At 55.7% G+C, this 15,013-nt stretch carries 28 protein-coding genes; all 28 read left to right on the forward strand.

What is annotated here, in order from left to right; all coding sequences use genetic code 11:
* The first annotated feature begins 166 nt into the window (after positions 1 to 166).
* The 28 genes from rpsJ to rpsD all read left to right on the forward strand — a co-directional run bounded on the left by rpsJ (position 167) and on the right by rpsD (position 14,964).
* A complete protein-coding gene (rpsJ, locus tag IPM61_09110) occupies positions 167 to 481 on the forward strand; it encodes a 30S ribosomal protein S10 (GenBank protein ID MBK8911471.1) in 315 nt (104 codons plus the stop codon).
* A 69-nt stretch (positions 482 to 550) separates the two neighbouring features.
* The gene (gene rplC / locus IPM61_09115) at positions 551 to 1,186 is read left to right on the forward strand and encodes a 50S ribosomal protein L3 (protein ID MBK8911472.1); all 636 of its coding nucleotides are present in this window, start codon (positions 551 to 553) and stop codon (positions 1,184 to 1,186) included.
* A gap of 89 nt (positions 1,187 to 1,275) precedes the next feature.
* Positions 1,276 to 1,938 carry a 50S ribosomal protein L4 gene (rplD, locus tag IPM61_09120; protein MBK8911473.1) on the forward strand — a complete coding sequence of 221 codons (663 nt, stop codon included), beginning with the start codon at positions 1,276 to 1,278 and terminating at the stop codon, positions 1,936 to 1,938.
* On the forward strand, positions 1,935 to 2,237 hold the full coding sequence (gene rplW, locus IPM61_09125; GenBank protein MBK8911474.1) for a 50S ribosomal protein L23: 303 nt from the start codon (positions 1,935 to 1,937) through the stop codon (positions 2,235 to 2,237). Before rplD ends, rplW begins: the two co-directional genes overlap by 4 nt.
* A gap of 6 nt (positions 2,238 to 2,243) precedes the next feature.
* On the forward strand, positions 2,244 to 3,080 hold the full coding sequence (rplB, locus tag IPM61_09130) for a 50S ribosomal protein L2 (protein MBK8911475.1): 837 nt from the start codon (positions 2,244 to 2,246) through the stop codon (positions 3,078 to 3,080).
* Between the two features lie 29 nt (positions 3,081 to 3,109).
* Complete coding sequence (gene rpsS / locus IPM61_09135) at positions 3,110 to 3,379, forward strand: 30S ribosomal protein S19 (GenBank protein MBK8911476.1); 270 nt, start codon at positions 3,110 to 3,112, stop codon at positions 3,377 to 3,379.
* A gap of 71 nt (positions 3,380 to 3,450) precedes the next feature.
* Positions 3,451 to 3,795, forward strand: a complete 345-nt coding sequence (rplV, locus tag IPM61_09140) for a 50S ribosomal protein L22 (protein ID MBK8911477.1) — start codon at positions 3,451 to 3,453, stop codon at positions 3,793 to 3,795.
* A 100-nt stretch (positions 3,796 to 3,895) separates the two neighbouring features.
* Entirely contained in the window at positions 3,896 to 4,540 is a 645-nt protein-coding gene (rpsC, locus tag IPM61_09145) for a 30S ribosomal protein S3 (GenBank protein ID MBK8911478.1), read from the forward strand.
* 36 nt (positions 4,541 to 4,576) lie between these two features.
* Positions 4,577 to 4,999: a 50S ribosomal protein L16 gene (gene rplP, locus IPM61_09150; protein ID MBK8911479.1), complete on the forward strand. Its 423-nt coding sequence runs from the start codon at positions 4,577 to 4,579 to the stop codon at positions 4,997 to 4,999.
* Between the two features lie 74 nt (positions 5,000 to 5,073).
* The gene (gene rpmC / locus IPM61_09155; protein MBK8911480.1) at positions 5,074 to 5,283 is read left to right on the forward strand and encodes a 50S ribosomal protein L29; all 210 of its coding nucleotides are present in this window, start codon (positions 5,074 to 5,076) and stop codon (positions 5,281 to 5,283) included.
* A 113-nt stretch (positions 5,284 to 5,396) separates the two neighbouring features.
* The gene (gene rpsQ / locus IPM61_09160) at positions 5,397 to 5,693 is read left to right on the forward strand and encodes a 30S ribosomal protein S17 (protein ID MBK8911481.1); all 297 of its coding nucleotides are present in this window, start codon (positions 5,397 to 5,399) and stop codon (positions 5,691 to 5,693) included.
* Positions 5,694 to 5,942: 249 nt separating this feature from the next.
* Positions 5,943 to 6,311 (forward strand): 50S ribosomal protein L14, encoded by a 369-nt coding sequence (rplN, locus tag IPM61_09165; protein MBK8911482.1) that lies wholly within the window; start codon positions 5,943 to 5,945, stop codon positions 6,309 to 6,311.
* Positions 6,312 to 6,314: 3 nt separating this feature from the next.
* Positions 6,315 to 6,674 (forward strand): 50S ribosomal protein L24, encoded by a 360-nt coding sequence (gene rplX / locus IPM61_09170; GenBank protein ID MBK8911483.1) that lies wholly within the window; start codon positions 6,315 to 6,317, stop codon positions 6,672 to 6,674.
* Positions 6,675 to 6,709: 35 nt separating this feature from the next.
* Positions 6,710 to 7,348 (forward strand): 50S ribosomal protein L5, encoded by a 639-nt coding sequence (rplE, locus tag IPM61_09175; GenBank protein MBK8911484.1) that lies wholly within the window; start codon positions 6,710 to 6,712, stop codon positions 7,346 to 7,348.
* Between the two features lie 68 nt (positions 7,349 to 7,416).
* On the forward strand, positions 7,417 to 7,686 hold the full coding sequence (gene rpsN, locus IPM61_09180) for a 30S ribosomal protein S14 (protein MBK8911485.1): 270 nt from the start codon (positions 7,417 to 7,419) through the stop codon (positions 7,684 to 7,686).
* A 96-nt stretch (positions 7,687 to 7,782) separates the two neighbouring features.
* Positions 7,783 to 8,172: a 30S ribosomal protein S8 gene (gene rpsH, locus IPM61_09185; protein MBK8911486.1), complete on the forward strand. Its 390-nt coding sequence runs from the start codon at positions 7,783 to 7,785 to the stop codon at positions 8,170 to 8,172.
* 116 nt (positions 8,173 to 8,288) lie between these two features.
* Positions 8,289 to 8,828, forward strand: a complete 540-nt coding sequence (gene rplF, locus IPM61_09190; protein ID MBK8911487.1) for a 50S ribosomal protein L6 — start codon at positions 8,289 to 8,291, stop codon at positions 8,826 to 8,828.
* An 80-nt stretch (positions 8,829 to 8,908) separates the two neighbouring features.
* A complete protein-coding gene (locus IPM61_09195) occupies positions 8,909 to 9,280 on the forward strand; it encodes a 50S ribosomal protein L18 (protein ID MBK8911488.1) in 372 nt (123 codons plus the stop codon).
* A 151-nt stretch (positions 9,281 to 9,431) separates the two neighbouring features.
* Complete coding sequence (gene rpsE / locus IPM61_09200; GenBank protein ID MBK8911489.1) at positions 9,432 to 9,935, forward strand: 30S ribosomal protein S5; 504 nt, start codon at positions 9,432 to 9,434, stop codon at positions 9,933 to 9,935.
* A 35-nt stretch (positions 9,936 to 9,970) separates the two neighbouring features.
* Entirely contained in the window at positions 9,971 to 10,156 is a 186-nt protein-coding gene (gene rpmD / locus IPM61_09205) for a 50S ribosomal protein L30 (protein MBK8911490.1), read from the forward strand.
* Positions 10,157 to 10,218: 62 nt separating this feature from the next.
* The gene (gene rplO / locus IPM61_09210; protein MBK8911491.1) at positions 10,219 to 10,683 is read left to right on the forward strand and encodes a 50S ribosomal protein L15; all 465 of its coding nucleotides are present in this window, start codon (positions 10,219 to 10,221) and stop codon (positions 10,681 to 10,683) included.
* On the forward strand, positions 10,676 to 12,031 hold the full coding sequence (gene secY / locus IPM61_09215; GenBank protein ID MBK8911492.1) for a preprotein translocase subunit SecY: 1,356 nt from the start codon (positions 10,676 to 10,678) through the stop codon (positions 12,029 to 12,031). Before rplO ends, secY begins: the two co-directional genes overlap by 8 nt.
* A gap of 39 nt (positions 12,032 to 12,070) precedes the next feature.
* Positions 12,071 to 12,871 (forward strand): type I methionyl aminopeptidase, encoded by an 801-nt coding sequence (map, locus tag IPM61_09220; protein MBK8911493.1) that lies wholly within the window; start codon positions 12,071 to 12,073, stop codon positions 12,869 to 12,871.
* A gap of 31 nt (positions 12,872 to 12,902) precedes the next feature.
* Positions 12,903 to 13,121 carry a translation initiation factor IF-1 gene (infA, locus tag IPM61_09225; GenBank protein MBK8911494.1) on the forward strand — a complete coding sequence of 73 codons (219 nt, stop codon included), beginning with the start codon at positions 12,903 to 12,905 and terminating at the stop codon, positions 13,119 to 13,121.
* Positions 13,122 to 13,185: 64 nt separating this feature from the next.
* Entirely contained in the window at positions 13,186 to 13,302 is a 117-nt protein-coding gene (gene rpmJ, locus IPM61_09230; protein ID MBK8911495.1) for a 50S ribosomal protein L36, read from the forward strand.
* 92 nt (positions 13,303 to 13,394) lie between these two features.
* On the forward strand, positions 13,395 to 13,775 hold the full coding sequence (gene rpsM / locus IPM61_09235) for a 30S ribosomal protein S13 (GenBank protein MBK8911496.1): 381 nt from the start codon (positions 13,395 to 13,397) through the stop codon (positions 13,773 to 13,775).
* 114 nt (positions 13,776 to 13,889) lie between these two features.
* A complete protein-coding gene (rpsK, locus tag IPM61_09240) occupies positions 13,890 to 14,279 on the forward strand; it encodes a 30S ribosomal protein S11 (GenBank protein ID MBK8911497.1) in 390 nt (129 codons plus the stop codon).
* A 49-nt stretch (positions 14,280 to 14,328) separates the two neighbouring features.
* Positions 14,329 to 14,964, forward strand: a complete 636-nt coding sequence (rpsD, locus tag IPM61_09245) for a 30S ribosomal protein S4 (GenBank protein ID MBK8911498.1) — start codon at positions 14,329 to 14,331, stop codon at positions 14,962 to 14,964.
* Positions 14,965 to 15,013: the final 49 nt, after the last annotated feature.

A 15,013-nucleotide genomic window follows, 5' to 3' on the forward strand; every position in this document is an offset into this window, starting at 1 on the left:
GAGCGCACGTGCCAGCCGGATGTAGAACCGAATTACTGGGATTTCACAACAACCGAACACGTTATCCAGCACCATGCTGCACAGCAATGGGGGGAATCCCCAGCAGCACCGGTGCCGATAGATTGTCTTTTGTCAACGCTTCAGAAGAAGGGAGCAGATAAGAATCGTGGCAGCACAAGTTATCCGAATCAAACTGAAGTCATACGATCACAACCTGATCGACAAATCGGCGGAGAAGATCATCCGCACGGTCAAGCAGACCGGTGCGATCGTCTCCGGGCCGGTTCCGCTTCCAACCGAACGCACGGTGTATACCGTGAACCGTTCGCCGCACGTTGACAAAAAATCGCGCGAGCAATTCGAGCACCGCTCCCACAAGCGGCTGATTGACATCCTGAATTCAACGCCCAAAACCGTTGATTCGTTGATGCGGCTGGAACTTCCGGCTGGCGTTGATGTGGAAATCAAGGTGGATGCCTAATCCACCGCTTGGCAATCGCACGCGACACTGAATTTTCTTGACAGAAACGAGATTTTCCCTTACGCAACCATGTCCACGCTCATCGGAAGAAAAATTGGCATGACGGGAATGTTCAACGAACAAGGGGTGTACGTCCCTTGCACGTTGATCGAGACCGGCCCCTGCACCGTTGTGCAGGTGAAAACAGATGACTCCGACGGCTACGCCGCCCTTCAACTGGGGTACGGCAGCGGTAAAGATAGAAACGTCAACAAGGCATTGGGGGGGCATCTGGCCAAAGCAGGGGTGGGAACACCGAAACTGCTTCGCGAAGTCCGCACCTTCGAAGCCGCCAACTACAAAGTGGGCGATGTTATCAGCGTGGGCGATGTCTTTGCCGTTGGCGATACAGTGAAAGTGGTTGCCACCAGTAAGGGGCGCGGATTTCAGGGCGTTATGAAACGCCACCACTTCGGCGGCGTTGGAATGCAGACCCACGGACAGTCGGACCGCCAGCGTGCACCAGGCTCGATTGGCGGATCAAGCTACCCATCACGCGTGTTCCCCGGGACCCGGATGGCTGGCCGAATGGGGGGGAAGCAAACCACAGTCCGCAACCTTCAGATTGTTGGGGTTCTGCCGGAAAAGAACGTGCTGATCGTGAAAGGCTCGATCCCCGGCGCACCAAACAGCATCGTGGAAGTTGTACGGATGCCCAAAGCCTAATCGCGGGTATCAATCACACTCGCTTTTTTTAATCCAGACCCGCACGCGCGACCAACGACGCAGGATTTTTCGATCAAGAGAGACTAACGATGAATCTCAACGTTCTCAAAATAGACGGCTCTTCGGCTGGCAGCATCGAGCTGCCGGATGAAGTCTTCGGTATCGAGCCGAACGTTGCCGTCATGCACCAAGCCGTCAAGATGTACCTGGCCAACCAACGCCAGGGAACCCACAAGACGAAGACGCGCGCGGAAGTCCGTGGCGGTGGCCGTAAGCCGTGGAAGCAAAAAGGACGCGGAACCGCCCGCGCCGGCTCGACACGGACCGGTGTTTGGGTTGGCGGTGGCAATATCCATGGCCCAATCCCCCGCGATTACTCGCAGGCAATGCCCAAAAAAATGCGCCAGCTTGCGCGCCGCTCGGCCCTTTCGCTGAAAGCGCAATCGAACGAATTAGTTGTGGTGGAGGATTTGGGATTCGGCGAGATTAAAACCAAGCCGTTTGCCCAGATGCTGAAGGCAATCAATGCAAGTGGCCGCAAAGCCGTGGTGTTGGTGGGTTCGCCAAACGAGAATGTTCTCCGTTCGGCCCGGAACATCGCCCGCTGCCAGGTGCTGCAAGCAACCGACGCTTCCACCTACGACCTGCTGAACAACCAGGTGCTGGTGCTGGAACGTAGCTCGGTGGCGGCACTGATGAGCCAACTTGGCAACAATGGCGCAGCACGCGCAACCGAGGAGGGCCAAGCATGAGACAGATTTTGAAGCGGCCAATTCTCACCGAGAAAAGCACCTCGCTGAGCAACAACGCCCAATATGTTTTTGAGGTTGATGTAAACGCAAACAAGATTGAAATCCGCAAAGCGGTGGAAAACCGCTATCGGGTGGATGTCACCAGCGTCCGTACCATCACCGTTCGCCCGCAAGCCCGCGTCCAGATGACCCGCCGAGGCTGGATCCAGGGCAAGACCAAATGGCGCAAAAAAGCCATTGTATCATTGAAGCAGGGACAGACAATAGATATTGTTGGCGATCTGCCGACCGAGGAATAACGCTCCATGGGTATCCGTCTTAGCAAACCGATCACCAGTTCACGTCGCTTCTACTCGACGCCGACGTTCGACGAGATAACATCAACGACTCCGGAAAAGTCGCTGCTTGCTCCGCTGAAAAAAAGCGGCGGGCGGAACAACACCGGGCGCGTTACTTCGCGCCACCGTGGCGGTGGGCACAAGCGAATGTACCGCATCATTGACTTCAAGCGGAATAAAATCGGGATTGAAGCAACCGTTGTAACTGTTGAGTACGATCCAAACCGCTCGGCTCGCATCTGCCTGCTGGAGTATTCCGACGGCGAAAAACGCTACATCCTTGCTCCGAACGGAGTGAAAGTTGGCGATAAGTTAATGGCCGGCCCCGATGCCGAAATCCGCGACGGAAACGCAGTCCCGATTGGGCGCGTGCCACTTGGTTCGTTCATCCACAACATCGAGCTGAAGCCCGGCAAAGGTGGCCAGCTTGGCCGCTCGGCAGGAACCGCAGCCCAGTTGGTTGCTCGCGAAGGGAAATTCAGCACGCTTCGGCTTCCTTCCGGGGAAATGCGTTTGGTCCGCAACGACTGCTACGCAACACTGGGTGTGGTGGGGAACTCGGAGCACGAGAACATCAGCTACGGGAAAGCAGGCCGCATGCGTTGGTTCGGCATCCGCCCGCAAACGCGCGGAATGGCCATGAACCCGATTGACCACCCGAACGGTGGTGGCGAAGGCCGCTCGAAATCGGGTGGTGGCCGCCAGCATCCCGAGTCGCCGTGGGGTAAGTATGCCAAGGGCTTGAAGACCCGCAAGAAGAAAAAGGCGAGCAACCAGTACATCGTCCGCCGCAGAACGAAGTAATCTCTGAACCAGTAATTACCGAATCATCAATGGCACGTTCGCTTAAGAAAGGCCCCTATGTTGATGCCAATCTGATCAAGAAGGTCGAGGCGTTGAACAACCAGAACCAGAAGCGCGTTGTGAAAACGTGGGCGCGTGCTTCAACGATTGCCCCCGATTTTGTGGGCCATACGTTCGCGGTGCACAACGGGCAAAAATTTATCCCGGTGTACGTTACCGAAAACATGGTGGGGCACAAGTTGGGCGAGTTCTCGCCAACGCGGAACTTCCGCGGACACTCTGGCGACAAGAAGAAGTAAGCAAGAATCCACGAAGCACGAACCAGAGACCATTTGGCCAGCAACGGCTGGCGTTCTGAAAGGATAGAATCATGCTTGAAGCACGCGCAAAACGACGCAACATCCGTTCTTCACCCCGCAAAATGCGATTGGTGATTGACCTGATTCGTGGCAAGAACGCCAACGAAGCGCTGAACATCCTGCGCTTTATGCCAAACCGCGCTTCCCTTGCTGCCGAGCAAACGCTCCGTTCAGCGGTTGCCAACCTGATGAATAAAGACGACCGTGGAAGCCTTGATGAAGATGCGATCTTCGTGAAAGCAGTCTTCGTGGACCAAGGCGTCACCATGAAACGGATGCTTCCGGCCCCGCAAGGGCGCGCCTACCGGATGCGGAAACGCTCCAACCACTTAACCATTGTGGTGGGAACAAAGTAACTGGCGCACAACTCCCAGGGCGGCGCGCAAGCGGCAAACCCCGGGAAATAGAAAGATCACAAGGAACCTTCGTTCAACGCGAAACCAGCAGAGAACCGTCTTGGGACAGAAAACGAATCCAATTGGACTCCGGCTTGGCATCATCCGTTCATGGGATGCCAACTGGTATGATGAGAAGAACTTTGCACAGAAACTGACCGACGACATGATGGTGCGGAAATACCTCCGCAACCGTCTGAAGCGGGCCGGTGTCAGCCGCATCGTGATCGAGCGCACGGCAAAACTGATGCGCCTGACGATCCACACATCCCGCCCCGGCGTGGTGATTGGCCGCAGCGGCAAGGAGATCGCTCAGCTTGAGGAAGAAGTCCGCCAGGTAGCAAAAATGGACGTGAAAATTTTGATCCATGAGATCAAGCGTCCGGAACTTGATGCTTACTTGGTGGCCGAGAACATCGCCCAGCAGCTTGAAGGGCGTGTGGCATTCCGCCGCGCAATGCGCCAGTCGCTTGCCTCGGCAATGCGGATGGGTGCCGAAGGGGTTCGTATCCTTCTCTCTGGCCGGCTTGGTGGCGCGGATATGTCCCGCACCGAACAGTACAAAGAAGGGAGCGTGCCGCTGCACACCTTGCGTGCGGACATTGACTACGCACAGGCCACGGCCCAAACCAAGCAAGGGGCGATTGGGGTGAAGGTTTGGATTTGCAAAGGGCATGTTGTTGGCCAGCAGCCGATCAACGTGTAAGATTATTCAGCGAATTACCGACTACGGATATTTATCATGCTACTGCCGAAACGAGTCAAATATCGCAAGACCCAGCGCGGGCGTATGACCGGCAAGGCTTATCGCGGTTCCAGCATTGACTTTGGAACGCATGGCCTGAAGGCAATGGAGCCAGCGTGGATCACCAGCCGCCAGATCGAATCGGCCCGTATCGCGCTTAGCCGCCGGATGCGCCGCGACGGAAAAATCTGGATCCGCATTTTCCCGGATAAGCCGGTCACCAAGAAGCCAGCCGAAACCCGTCAAGGTTCCGGTAAAGGTAGCCCAGAGTTCTGGGTGGCAGTGGTGAAACCAGGGCGGGTGATGTTTGAAGTTGGCGGTGTCGCCAACGACATCGCGCTGGAAGCGCTTCGCCTTGCCAGCTTCAAGCTGCCATGCAAAACCAAAATCGTCACGCGCCCTGATTACCAGGCCGAGTGATTCATGGGAAATGGCCGCCACGCTGCGGCCACAGCGACGCACCGATCAACACTGAAGAGACCGACTGAACAACCATGAAGCCGACGAAACCAGCCGACTTGCGGCAACTGACTGATAACGAACTCGAGGACCAGATCCGGCGAAGCGAAGAATCGCTAACCAATATGCGATTCCGCAAAGCGGTGGGCCAATTGGAAGAACCTTCCACCATCCGCATCGTCCGCCGCGACATTGCCCGGCTGAAAACCATTCAGCGCCAACGCCAGCTTGCAGCAAAAGGCTGAAAGCATTGATTCGAGAGTCAGAAGAGCATTATCACGTTTTCCGAATTGACGCTATGTCCGAAGAAATGGATCAGCCGACAACCGAAACAGCAACCCACGACCCATTGAATTTGATGGGAGAGGAAACCGCAACCGCAGTGGCCACCGCCGCGGCTCCACAACAAGGCCGCCGCAAGACCCGCATTGGCACCGTGGTTTCCAATAAAATGCAGAAGAGCATTGTGGTCGCGGTGGTGCGTCGCGTTCGTCATCCGCTGTACAAAAAGTACTTCAACAAAACCAAGAAGTACATGGCGCACGACGAGACCAACGACTGCAAAGTCGGCGATACCGTCCGCATTATCGAGACCCGTCCGCTAAGCGCCCGCAAACGTTGGGCAGTGGACACGATCGTTGAACGCGCCAAGTAATACCACGGCGCGCTGACCCCTGGCAATGCGGGCTGCGCAGGCACGCAGCCAACGGCAAACGATGCCAGCAAAACGAACGGAGCAACGCTCCAAGCAAAACGATTTTAACATCACATCATCATCCAAGCAGCGCGGCAAACGCAATGGTTGGAACGTCAGGGCGGCAACGATGGTGAGTTTCCCCGTACGCATCACAGCAGTACACGGGATGCCCTAGGGCCAAACGACAGCAGACTTTGTGAGGCAACAATGATTCAGGAAGAAACCAATCTCGTCGTCGCCGATAACTCCGGCGCACGCAAAGTCCGATGCATCCGCGTGCTGGGCGGCCACGACCGCCGCTATGCTGGCATTGGCGATGTCATCGTCGTGGCAGTAAAAAGCGCGATCCCCGGGGGCAACGTCAAGAAAGGGGATGTCTCGAAGGCAGTGATCGTGCGGACCAAAAAGGAAACCCGCCGCCGCGATGGCAGCTACATCCGCTTCGACGAAAACGCTGCGGTGCTGCTGAACAACCAGGGCGAGCCACGCGGAACCCGCATCTTTGGCCCGGTTGCCCGCGAGCTTCGCGACCGCAACTACATGAAGATTATCTCCCTTGCGCCGGAGGTGTTGTAAGCCATGAAGAACACAAAAGCAGTAACCACGCGGATCAAAAAAGGGGATGAAGTCATCGTCATCTCTGGTGCCGATGCCGATCCCGAACGCCCACGCCGCGTGATTGCGGTCTATCCAAAAACTGGGCGGGTGTTGGTGGAAGGAATCAACGTTGCCCGCCGGGCGTATCGCAAAAACGCTGACTCCACCTACCCACAAGGGGGCATCCACGACAAGACCATGCCGATTCATATCAGCAACGTCATGTTGGCCGATCCCAAAGATGGTGGAGCAACCCGCGTTGGCGTGCGTGTGGAGCAGAAAGATGGCAAGACCATCCGCACACGCTACGCAAAGGCATCCGGTACCGATTTCAAAAACTGAACGCTGCCAACCCATTGATTGATAGATAGAGAGCAATGGCAAAAGAGAAAAAACAGAAGCAGGAATCACAAGGGGGCGGTTCGCGTCCAGACGTTGTGGCAACCGTTGAGGCCGTTGCCCCACGGATGGTCCAGAAATACCGCGAGCAGGTTGTCCCCGCGATGATGAAGCAGTTTGGCTACGCCAACATCATGCAGGTTCCGCGCTTGGTAAAGATCACGCTGAACCGTGGCGTTGGGGATGCAACCGGCGACCAGAAACTGCTGCAAACCGCGGTGGATGAGCTTCAGCTGATTGCGGGACAACGCCCAGCGGTCACCAAAGCCAAGAACAGCATCTCGAACTTCAAGCTACGCGAAGGGGTGGCCATTGGTGCCCGCGTCACGCTGCGTGGGGCACGGATGTACGAATTCTTCGACCGCTTTGTCTCGATTGCTGCGCCACGTATCCGCGACTTCCGTGGATTTCCGGACCGTTCGTTCGATGGCCGTGGCAACTACTCGATGGGGGTGAAGGAACAGATCATCTTCCCAGAAATTGATGTGGACAAAGTGCTTCGCATTGATGGGATGGACATCTCGTTCGTCACCACCGCCACCACCGACGAAGAAGCCTACGCACTGCTGAAGGAGATGGGATTCCCCTTCCGCAAGCGCGAAGGAGCCGAGGCCTAAGCAACCAGCATTAGGCAAATAGAGATAGAGAACCTTCACGGCATTACCGATAGAGATCGCACACAGTTATGGCACGTAAAAGCCTTATCGCACGGGAAGTAAAGCGGAAGCAAATGGTGGAGAAATACGCCGAGCTCCGCGCCAAATACAAAGCCGAAGGAGACTACGAGGCACTTGCAAAGTTGCCACGGAACAGCTCGGCGGTTCGCCTGCACAACCGTTGCTCCCTTACTGGGCGTGCACGCGCTTACTATCGCAAATTCGGGTTGTGCCGTAACCAGCTTCGGTTGCTTGCACTGGATGGCAAAATCCCAGGAATCCGTAAAGCAAGCTGGTAACCATTCCCGCTACAAAAGGTGGGTATCCCCCAATCATGCCGGGGGATCGCAGACGCATCTTGTTCGCGATCATCAACAGAAAGTTTTCCGAGAACAATGACCGATCCGATTGCAGACTTCCTTACGCGTATCCGCAACGCAGCCGACTCGCGCCATAAGGTGGTGGAGATTCCAGCCTCGAAGATGAAGGCGGGTCTGGCAGAAATCCTGAAGGATCAAGGATTTATTGCCGGCGTTGAGAAGCTAGACGAAGGGCCACAAGGCTGGCTACGCCTAACGCTTCGCTATGTCAATGGCAAACCATCCGTGTTGGGGCTTCGCCGCGTTAGCCGCCCGGGCCTGCGCCGATACACTTCGGCAGAAGAGTTGCCGCGCGTGCAGAATGGTCTGGGTATCGCCATCATCAGCACCTCGCAAGGGCTGATGACCGACAAAGAAGCCCGCCGCCGCAACATCGGTGGCGAAGTCCTCTGCTACGTCTGGTAAGCACCCTTCGTGTGGCAACCCCACCGGAACCGATGCTTGCAGAATAACCAGAGAGAGAGGGGCGCGTATGCGCACGAATTTTTCCTGAACCTTGTAGATAGTAAAGGGTAGAAGCTGTGTCACGTATTGGCAAAAAACCAGTCGCAATCCCCAACGGCGTTACGGTGAAACTCACCGACGGCGCTATCATGGTCAAAGGACCAAAAGGGGAGCTGTCCACCCCGCTGCATCCAGCGGTGAATGTGGCTATCGAAAACAACGAAGTGGTGGTAACCCGCCCCAATGATCTTGCCATCAGCCGTGCGGCGCACGGGCTGATGCGTACCTTGATCTTTAACATGGTTCAGGGCGTTACCGAAGGCTACTCCCGCCGCTTGGATATCGTCGGCGTGGGGTATCGTGCCGAACTAAAAGGACAAGCGGTGCAGATGAACATCGGATACTCCCATCCGATCTTCTTCTTCCCTCCATCCGACATCACGATCGAGGTTCCGCAGCCAACGGCAATTGTTATCAAAGGCATTGATAAGCAGTTGGTGGGCCAAGTGGCGGCAAAGCTCCGCTCCTTCCGTCCGCCGGAGCCATACAAAGGGAAGGGGATTAAGTACGAGAACGAGCAAATCCGCCGCAAGGCAGGCAAATCGGCTGGTAAATAATCTATCGTTCTTTCCCAGCCTTGCTTCCATACGCCGACGCAGAGAATTCAGTCAACAGCAGAAGACAGTAGATAGAGACCATGAGCGCACAGAGCAAACAACAGCGTCACTCGCGACGCAAAGTTCACATCCGCAAGAAATTGCGTGGCACGCCTGAGCGTCCGCGCCTGAGCGTCTTCCGCAGCCTGAAACACATTTATGTTCAGGCCATTGACGACCTAAACGGGCGAACCCTTGCTTCGGCTTGCAGTTTGAACGACGAGGTTGTCAAGGGGACGGTCAGCGGCGAAGGGGGGAAGAAAGCGGTAAGCGTGGCAGTTGGCAAGGCCATTGCCATGCGGCTGAAGGAGCAAAATGTTGAGCGTGCCGTGTTCGACCGCAACGGCTACCTGTATCACGGGCGCGTAAAAGCCCTGGCCGACGGCGCACGCGAAGCTGGGCTTCAACTGTAACGATGATCGCTGGCAACGGCGGGTAAGGATGAATTTCAGCCGAATCCCCGTATCTTCGCCCCCCGCTTTCGCAAGCAATGCTTCGGTAAGAAGCACATAGGGCGCAGTGCCGAACAACTTTTTTTGCAGGACATTTAACAGCACACAGGCAGTGGTAAAACCAAAAACATCTGAACTGGAACTGAAGGACCGGGTTGTAAAAGTCAACCGCACGGCAAAAGTTGTGAAAGGTGGCCGCCGATTCGGCTTCAGTGCAATCGTGGTGGTGGGCGACGGAGCCGGGCACGTTGGTGTCGGGCTGGGCAAAGCCCGCGAAGTGGCGCAAGCCGTCACCAAAGCAACCGAAGCCGCCAAAAAGAATGTGGTGGCCGTGAACCTTCTGGGGCATACGATTCCCCACGAGGTCTTCGGAAAGTATGGTGCCGGCAAGGTGCTTCTGAAACCAGCCACCCCGGGAACCGGCTTGATTGCTGGCGGCGGTGTGCGTGCGGTGTTGGAAGCCGCTGGGGTCCAGGATGTTCTGACCAAAAGCCAGGGTTCTTCCAATCCTCACAATGCCGTCAAGGCCACGCTGCATGCGTTGATGGGCCTGGACGATGCTCAATCGGTCAGTATGCGTCGCGGCATCCCGGTCAGCAAAGTGCTGAAAGGATAATTCCCAACCGACAACGTCCATCCAGTAACGCAGTCATGGCACAAGTAAAGATCACGCAGATACGCAGCATCATTGATCGCCCAGAAAAACAAAAACGGACGATTGCTGCGCTTGGGCTTGGTCGCCCAAATTATTCCCGTGTTCACAACGACACTCCGCAGCTTCGCGGAATGTTGACGGTGGTGCGCCACCTTGTGAAAGTCGAGCCAGTCAACGGCTAAGCCGCTGCAACGGCTGATTCAACCGAAGAATTTTCCAACCCGCTTCAATACGGATAGCTACGATGTCGAATCATTTAGGAATGCTTCGCTCCCCGGACGGAGCCACCAAGACCAAAAAACGTGTCGGACGCGGCCAGGGTTCGGGCCGTGGGGGAACCTCCACGCGCGGCCATAAAGGCCACCAGTCACGTTCTGGCTACGAGGGGAAAATGAACTTTGAGGGCGGCCAGATGCCGTTTGCACGCCGCGTTCCAAAGTTCGGCTTCAAAAGCCCGTTCCGTGTTGAATACCAAGTGGTGAACGTTGCCCGGCTGCAAGAGCTTGCCGATGCCGGCCAACTGGCCGACGGAGTTGTCACCCCAGAAGCGTTGTTCGCTATCGGTGCAATTTCCAAACGGAGCCAGCCAATCAAAATCCTTGGCAATGGCGACATCACCGCAAAACTCTCCGTCACTGCCCACAAAATCTCGGCATCGGCTCAAGCAAAAATTGAGCAAGCCGGCGGAACGGTAACCATCAATGGCTAGGTTCATAGATACTGTTCGCAACGCGTTCAAGATTGAAGAACTGAAGCAGCGGCTCATTTTCACTGGGCTGATGCTTCTTGTTGTTCGCGTTGGCTCGTTTATTGCTGTTCCCGGCATTGACGTTGCCGCAATTGATAGAGCAAACGTTGCTGGGGATGCCAACACCCTGTTTGGCTTCTTCAACCAATTTGTGGGGGGGGCGTACTCCAACGCCTCAATCTTCTCGCTGGGGATCATGCCCTACATCTCCGCTTCGATCATCATCCAGTTGATGACGGCGGTGGTTCCGTTCTTCCAGAAATTGCAGCAGGAAGGGGAACAAGGGCGCGTTCAGATTAACACGATTACCCGCTACATCACCGTAGCATTGGCCTTTGCCCAGGGAATTGCCATTGCTATCAGCATCCAAAACATTGATGCTGGGGGTGGGGCTCCGGTTGTTCCGGTCTCCTTGCAAGGTCCGCTGTTCATTTTGGCCGCAGCGTTCATTATGACCGCCGGAACCATCTTCCTGATGTGGATCGGCGAGCAGATTACCGAGCGGGGAATTGGCAATGGAACGTCGCTGATCATTTTCATCGGCATCATCGCACGCTTGCCGATTGCTATTCAGCAGGAGTTCGCAATAGCCTCCACCAGCCCTGCGCGGGTTGTTATTGAAATTGTGATTATCGCGTTGTTGTTGGCCGTTATCGCTGCGGTGGTGTTGTTCACCCAAGCCATGCGGAAGATCCCGGTTCAGTATGCAAAGCGGCAGGTGGGGAACAAGTCGTACAGCACCCCAACGCAGTACCTCCCAATCTCGCTGGTAACGGCCAACGTGATGCCGATCATCTTTGCGCAAACGCTGATGTTCTTGCCCCAACTGATTGGGCAAGCGTTCCCCGGAACCAGCGTGGGCGATTATATCAACACGCACTTCCAACACCAGGGACTGGTCTATTCGGTGGTGCTTGCCTTGATGATCATCTTCTTCACCTTCTTCTACACGGCGATTGTCTTCAGCCCCAAAGATGTGGCTGAACGCTTGCGGAAGAATGGTGGGTATATCCCGGGCATTCGTCCCGGAAAGCCAACGGAAGAATACATTGACAATATCCTGACGAAGGTGACCGTCCCCGGCTCGCTCTTCCTTGCACTGGTGGCTATTCTGCCAGCGTTTGTGCTCAGCTTGAACGTTAGTGGCGAGTTCGCTGCGTTCTTCGGCGGGACCAGCTTGCTGATTATTGTTGGCGTTGCCCTGGACACCTTGAAGCAGATTGAATCCTACTTGCTGATGCGCCATTACGATGGCTTTATGAAGAGTGGGAAACTGCGGGGTCGCCAAGCAAGTGGGCAGATCCAATAAGATTGTAAAAGTCAAACCATGGGATCCATTACCACAGGGATGATAAAGACTGCCGAGGAGATCGCACTGATCGCCGAAGCAAGTGCGATTGTCTCGGAGGTGCTGGCTCTGCTGAAAGACTTTATGGTGCCGGGGATGACCTCCCTGCGATTAGATGAAATTGCCGAGGAGTATATCCATTCACGCGGAGCCGAACCGGCATTCAAAGGGCACGTTGTCCATGGGCTGACCTACCCGAACACCCTCTGCGTTTCGGTGAACGATGCGGTGGTTCATGGCTTGCCAAACAACCGCGAACTGCGCGATGGCGACTTGGTTTCGCTGGATGTTGGGGTAAAGAAAGCTGGATATTATGGCGACAGTGCTGTCACCTACATGATCGGCCAGCCAAGCCCGCTTCAGCAGAAGCTGATGAACGTTACACACGAGGCATTGTGGTTGGGCATCAAGCAAGCGGTTGTTGGCAACCGGGTGTTCGACATCTCGAAAGCAGTCCAGCAGCACGTTCAAAGCAACGGGTTCACGGTGGTTCGGGATTTGGTGGGGCACGGGATTGGAACGACAGTTCACGAAGAGCCAGCAATTCCGAACTTTGTCCCGGGGCCGTTCCAACGGCACAGCTATCGGAACACACCGCTGCAAGAAGGGATGGTGATCTGCATCGAGCCAATGGTCAATGCCGGCACCTACAAGGTGGAGACCGAAGCGGATCAGTGGACCATCGTGACCGCCGACGGCCAGCCATCGGCCCACTACGAACACACCGTTGTGGTGCGCCACGGCGAAGCGGAGGTGCTGACACGGCACACACGAATTGAAGAGCTAACAGCGCACGCATAAAACCAACCAGAACAGGAAGCAGTATCTGCCTATGGGGAAGCAGTCCGCAATCAAAGTTGATGGAGTTGTGACGGAAGTCCTTCCGAATGTCATGTTCCGGGTTCGTCTGGAAAACGGCCATGAAGTACTGGCGCACATCTCCGGCAAAATGCGGATGAATTACATCAAGATTCTCCAAGGGGATAAGGTGTCGGTAGAGTTGTCGCCGTATGATCTAACAAAGGGGCGCATCACCTACCGCTACAAGTAGCTTGGGAAAAGCGGCGTAGGTGGGAACGTAATCGAACCATTCATTCTACACGATAGACCAGACCATGAAAGTCCGAGCCTCGGTCAAGAAGATCTGCGACAACTGCAAGATCGTCAAGCGCAAAGGGGTGGTGCGCGTTATCTGCAAGAAGAACCCCAAGCACAAGCAACGCCAAGGGTAATTAGCCCTGAAGGTTCGCCCAGAAGTTTTTGGCTACTGGGGGAACGCAATTGAACAAGAATCTGAGAACTACATAACTACTGTCCGAATTTCATGGCACGTATTGCTGGAGTTGATCTGCCGCGTAACAAGCACGCACGTATTGGGCTGACGTACATCTACGGCATTGGCCCAACAACGGCAATGAAGATTTTGCAGAGCGTTGAGGTTGACCCTTCCAAAAAGATTGGGGAATTAAGCGATGAGGAAGTCAACCGTATCCGCCTGCTGATCCAGAACGATTACAAGGTGGAAGGTGCTGCCCGCAGCGAAGTGCAGCTGAACATCAAACGATTGATGGACATTGGCTGCTATCGCGGACTGCGCCACCGCCGTGGGCTGCCCGTGCGTGGCCAACGCACCCGCACCAACTCGCGCACCCGTAAGGGCCGCCGCAAGACGGTTGCTGGCAAGAAGAAAGCCGGCAAAAAATAAGCGATAAAATCATGCAGCAAGGGTGCTTCGCACTGCCGAAGCACCCCAACGCTGCAAGCAATGTTCCGCCAATAGCAAACGTTTTTACGATCCTCTTTCCGAGACGATACACGAATGGCAAAGTCAACGCAGCAGAAACGGAAAAAGAAAGTTGTTGCCGACGTCCATGGCAAGGCCTACGTCAAGGCAACCTTCAACAACGTCATCGTAACGGTGACGGACATTTATGGCAACGCATTAAGCTGGAGTTCTGCCGGGCGCAACGGCTTCCGTGGCTCGCGCAAGAACACCCCGTATGCCGCACAGGTCTGTGCCGAGAATGCTTGCAAGGAGGCCTACGACATGGGGCTTCGCAAGCTCGATGTCTTCGTCAAGGGGCCGGGGTCGGGCCGCGAGGCCGCCGTGCGTGCCATGCAGCAGGCCGGGCTGGAGGTGCTGACCGTCACCGACACAACGCCGTTGCCGCACAACGGCTGCCGTCCGCCAAAACGCCGTCGCGTCTAACATCGCACACGAACAGTAGAACGAAGTCCTTCCATCATAGTTTTTCTCAATGGCTCGATATACCGATGCAGTCTGCAAGCTTTGCCGCCGTGAGCGCCAGAAGCTGTTTCTAAAGGGGGCGAAGTGCTACACGGAGAAATGTCCGATTGAGCGCCGCAACTATCCGCCAGGTCAGCATGGAAGCGGCAACGCACGCCGCGCCAAGGTGACCGAATACGGCACGCAGCTTCGCGAGAAGCAGAAAATCAAGCGGATGTACAACCTGCTGGAAAGCCAGTTCCGCCTGACCTTCGAGAAGGCCTCGCGCCAGCGTGGTGTCACCGGCGAAAACCTTGTGAAGCGTCTGGAAAGCCGCTTGGACAACATTGTTTATCGCTTGGGGTTTGCCAGCTCACGTTCGGCTGCGCGCCAGCTTGTGCTGCATCGCCACCTGATGGTCAATGGCGTGTTGGTCAATATCCCCAGCTATATCTTGAAGCCGGGCGACGTTGTCACCGTTCGTCCAAAAAGCCGCAAACTTGAGGTTATCACCGAGTCGCTGAAGCGCGTTTCCGAACGCCAAATCCCGGCTTGGTTGCAGCTGGACAAAACTATGCTGAAAGGGACCTACCTGAACACGCCGGAGCGGGCCGACATCCCGATGAACGCCAACGAACAGTTGGTCGTCGAGTTGTACTCCAAGTAATAGCGTGATGCCATGCCGATTGGCTCGCCGATCGGCAAATGAACGGACA

This window comes from Chlorobiota bacterium (genome assembly GCA_016710285.1).
Lineage (GTDB): Bacteria > Bacteroidota > Ignavibacteria > OLB7 > OLB7 > OLB7.